General features: G+C 39.7%; 3 protein-coding genes and 1 pseudogene. All 4 read left to right on the top strand.

The features are described from left to right. Positions 1–93 precede the first annotated feature (93 nt). The gene (locus tag FFO06_RS20505) at positions 94–1,407 is read left to right on the top strand and encodes an NB-ARC domain-containing protein (RefSeq protein ID WP_236097201.1); all 1,314 of its coding nucleotides are present in this window, start codon (positions 94–96) and stop codon (positions 1,405–1,407) included. Between the two features lie 161 nt (positions 1,408–1,568). Then, positions 1,569–2,717 carry an alanine--glyoxylate aminotransferase family protein gene (locus tag FFO06_RS20510; protein WP_137909678.1) on the top strand — a complete coding sequence of 383 codons (1,149 nt, stop codon included), beginning with the start codon at positions 1,569–1,571 and terminating at the stop codon, positions 2,715–2,717. A gap of 371 nt (positions 2,718–3,088) precedes the next feature. Further along, positions 3,089–3,673, top strand: a complete 585-nt coding sequence (locus FFO06_RS20515; RefSeq protein ID WP_137909679.1) for a hypothetical protein — start codon at positions 3,089–3,091, stop codon at positions 3,671–3,673. A 270-nt stretch (positions 3,674–3,943) separates the two neighbouring features. Then, positions 3,944–4,070 (top strand): annotated as a pseudogene (locus tag FFO06_RS22195) (RNA-guided endonuclease TnpB family protein); the annotation flags it as partial.

Below are 4,070 nucleotides of genomic sequence, written 5' to 3' on the forward strand. Positions count from 1 at the left end.
TTTTGGTGATTTACTGTTTCTCAAATGCCTTTTTTCACTTTATATGTTTGTTTTGATGCTCTCTTTAATTTTTTCTCTACGTAATTTACCTCTGTGACAGTTTGGGGTGCGGAATGTGGGATAAAAATTAGGGAATATAGTGAAAATAACAGCAAGAGATTTACCCTGGATTATCTCAGTAGTCAGACTGGCTTAGACTCTCATACCTTATGCAAAATTTTCAACTGCAATGTCAGAGTTGATAAAAAGTCTCTAGTCAAATGCTTCAAAGCATTTAATCTGGTGCTAGAGGCTGATGATTATCAATCATCTCTTCCCGTCCCATTAGTCAAACCAGAAACACACTCAACACAATTTATCCAACCTTTACAACCTGAAATTCAGCCTGATGGGGATTATAATTTAGCCCCCAAGGTCTCCGTTTTCTATGGACGCACCGCTGAACTGGCAACATTGAACCAATGGATTCAGGTCAATCGCTGTCAATTAATCATGCTATTAGGAATGGGTGGTATGGGTAAAACCAGCCTCATAGCCAAGTTAATAGCAGATTTCACCAACTCAGAATTTAAGTATGTCATCTGGCGATTCCTACGGAGCGCTTCGCTATCGCTTTATCACGCGCCAACAGTAGAAGAAACCTTAACTGATCTAATTCACATCGTCTCACACCAGCAAGCCGTTGATTTACCAAAATTTCCAGATCAATTAATATCAAAGTTAATGCAGTATCTCCATCAAACTCGTTGCTTGCTGGTTCTGGATAATCTAGAATCTATTCTGCAATGGGGAGGAGGGGGATATTATCGGCCAGGGTTTGAAGGTTATGGACAACTGATTCGCACAATTGGGGAGTCTACCCACAAAAGTTGTTTAATTATCATCAGTCGAGAACTACCAATCGCATTCAGTGTCCTAGAGAAAAAAGCTAATTCAATTAAATTACTGATCCTGAAAGGGTTGCTTCCTGAAGACGGACTCAAGATTTTCCAGTCAGAAGGCATTGACGAAACTCAAGCAGAATGGCAAATATTACATAATCACTATGGCGGAAATCCCCTGATACTGAAAATTGTTATCACCACTATTCATTTTCTATTTTCTGGCAAAATTGATCTTTTTTTAGCCCAGGGTATCACCGTCTTTGGCGATATTTACGATTTATTAGATCAACAATTTCAACGCTTATCAGATTTAGAAAAAACCGTGATCTATTCCTTAGCGATTCACCGCCAACCCCTATTCATGCCAGAATTACTAAACAAGATCATTCCTCCTGTCACTTCCCAAAAACTGTTAGGAACGCTAGAAAGCCTAAAATTGCGATCGCTCATTGAATGCAACTCTGATGGATTTACAGTGCAAAACGATCTGACAGAATATGTCACCAGTCAATTTGAATCATAGAGAACAGAAATTTCTATTTTTTTGACAAAATAACAAAATATATAATTGAATGGCATGGTCGGAAATATGGCGCGTAATTAATTAGTCGCATTTCGGCATACTCATTGACCACATACCGCTATATCATGCGATTAAATTCTCATTTCATCTTACATAAATTTATGACATTGGCAATTTCCATCAACAATAGTCACCGTCTAGGACTAGAACCCCTCGATATGCCCCACCGTCTATTACTAGGTCCGGGTCCTTCTAACACCCATCCAGAGGTACTACAGGCGATGAATACCACACCCGTAGGGCATTTAGATCCGGCTTTTTTAACCCTGATGGATGAGATTCAATCTCTGTTACGCTACCTATGGCAAACGGAAAACCCCCATACTATCGCTGTCAGTGGCACCGGTACTGCTGCAATGGAAGCCTCTCTAGCTAATTCTGTAGAACCGGGTGATGTGGTATTAATTGGTGTAGCTGGTTATTTCGGTAATCGTTTGGTAGATATGGCGGGCAGATATGGCGCAGATGTAAGAACTATTACTAAGCCTTGGGGGCAAGTTTTCAATTTGGAGGAAATTAGCACCGCAGTAGCTACCCATAAACCAGCAATTTTAGCTTTAGTTCATGCAGAGACTTCCACCGGCGCTCGTCAACCTTTGGAAGGTGTGGGTGAGTTGTGTCGTCAGTATGGTACGTTACTGTTAGTGGATACCGTGACTAGTTTAGGAGGTGTTCCCATCTTTTTGGATGAGTGGGGTGTTGATTTAGCTTATAGCTGTAGTCAAAAGGGTTTGGGTTGCTCTCCAGGTGCGTCACCATTTACTATGAGTGCGCGGGCAATGGAGAAGTTACACAAGCGTCAATCTCAAGTGGCAAACTGGTATTTAGATATGACATTGTTGGGGAAATATTGGGGTACTGACCGCACATATCACCATACTGCACCGATTAATTTATATTATGGTTTACGGGAAGCTCTGCGTTTAGTGGCAGAAGAAGGTTTAGCAAATTGCTGGCAACGTCATCAAAAGAACGTAGAATATCTTTGGGAAGGATTGGAAGATATGGGTTTAAAAATGCACGTTGAGAAGGAATACAGGCTACCAACTTTAACTACTGTCTGCATTCCTGAAGGCGTAAATGGTAAGTTGGTTGCACGCCAATTATTACTTGAGCATAATATTGAGATTGGTGGCGGTTTGGGTGAACTTGCTGGTAAAGTTTGGCGTGTGGGTTTAATGGGTTTTAATAGTCGTCCTGAAAGTGTGGATAAGTTAATAGCCGCCCTGGGAACCATGATATCTAACTAATTAGTGCGTTGGTATAGCAATTCCCTTGAGACTAGACATCTGGTGAAAATTAAATGTGCGGTTTCTAGAACCATTGTAGAGATTTGACCTGACTAGGTTTATCTCTCTACAATTTTTACCTCCAGATGTCTATTGTCAACTGTACTGCATTAACAGTAATTCTTCTTTGCGCCTCTACGCCAGATCAAAAACCGTGGTTCATTTACCCGAAAATCGCTGTATGTTACCAATGCTGACAAAAAATTAGTCAATTAAACAAAATCAGGATGCAAATTTTGATTTTTCGTGTTAAATGGTGAGTATTAACGAAATTTGTTAACTGAGGATGATATCTAAACAGGTGTCAATCTTAAATCTAGTGAGAAGTGAACATGAGTAATATTATTCTTGGTAAAAATTTTTTAGCCTTACCAGGTATTGCGGCTTTAGTAATTTTAGGTGGTGGGCATTCCGTAAATGCTCAAACAGTGTCTGAAAAAACACAATCATCTAATCAAGTAGCGCAAGCGGACATTGAAGCAGCTATACCCAATCAAAATCAAACTCCTGGTAGCTATATCGGTATTGGTACTAACATTGGTATAACAGGCGGCTCTTCAGCCTTGAGTGATGGTAATTTCAGCTTCATGAGTAAAATTCGTTTTACCAAATCTCTATCAGCTAGACCGTCAGTTATACTAGGAACAGATACAACATTTCTTGTTCCTATCACCTACGACTTTTCTGTTAAACCAGCAGATCCACTGACCACCCCTGTAACTATAGTTCCGTACATTGGAGTAGGTGCAGTCATTCAAACTGGTGATAAATCTGAAACTGCTGTTTTAGTCACTGGTGGTGTTGACATACCTCTCAATCAAAAATTTACCGCCACCGCCGCCATAAACACTGGATTTTTTGATACAGTTGATGTCGGTATTTTACTGGGAGTTGGTTATAACTTCAAAGGATTTTAGGAGATAGGTTGCTTTTTATTCATATTTAAACGAATTAAGCAATTTGCAAGGAAGTTTAACTTCCTTGCAATACTTTTATCAGAAAACGCCGTAATACCCCATCCCTCTACAGGGTGGGGATGTAAGGCGGGTAAAAATTAAACACCCTTCAAGCGATATTAAGCGCAGCTTAATCATGAGAGAGGGTAGTTTCATTTTTACCAATCTTAGAGGTTGGTGAATTTCCTAAAGAATGTTAGACTCAAAATAGGTCGGGATTGGGAATAGAAGATGATTGTTTTTGAATTTAAAGCCAAAGGCACAAAGCAGCAATATCAAAAAATTAATGAAGCTATACGGATAACCCAATTCATCCGTAATAAGTGCTTGCGCTTTTGGATGGACAATCAAAATGTTA

Source organism: Dolichospermum planctonicum (genome assembly GCF_005402965.1).
GTDB classification, from domain to species: domain Bacteria; phylum Cyanobacteriota; class Cyanobacteriia; order Cyanobacteriales; family Nostocaceae; genus Dolichospermum; species Dolichospermum planctonicum.

Coding starts and splice junctions, on each gene's coding strand:
- FFO06_RS20510 (WP_137909678.1), top strand. CDS start 1,569: ATGACATTGGCAATTTCCATCAACAATAGTCACCGTCTAGGACTAGAA.
- FFO06_RS20515 (WP_137909679.1), top strand. CDS start 3,089: ATGAGTAATATTATTCTTGGTAAAAATTTTTTAGCCTTACCAGGTATT.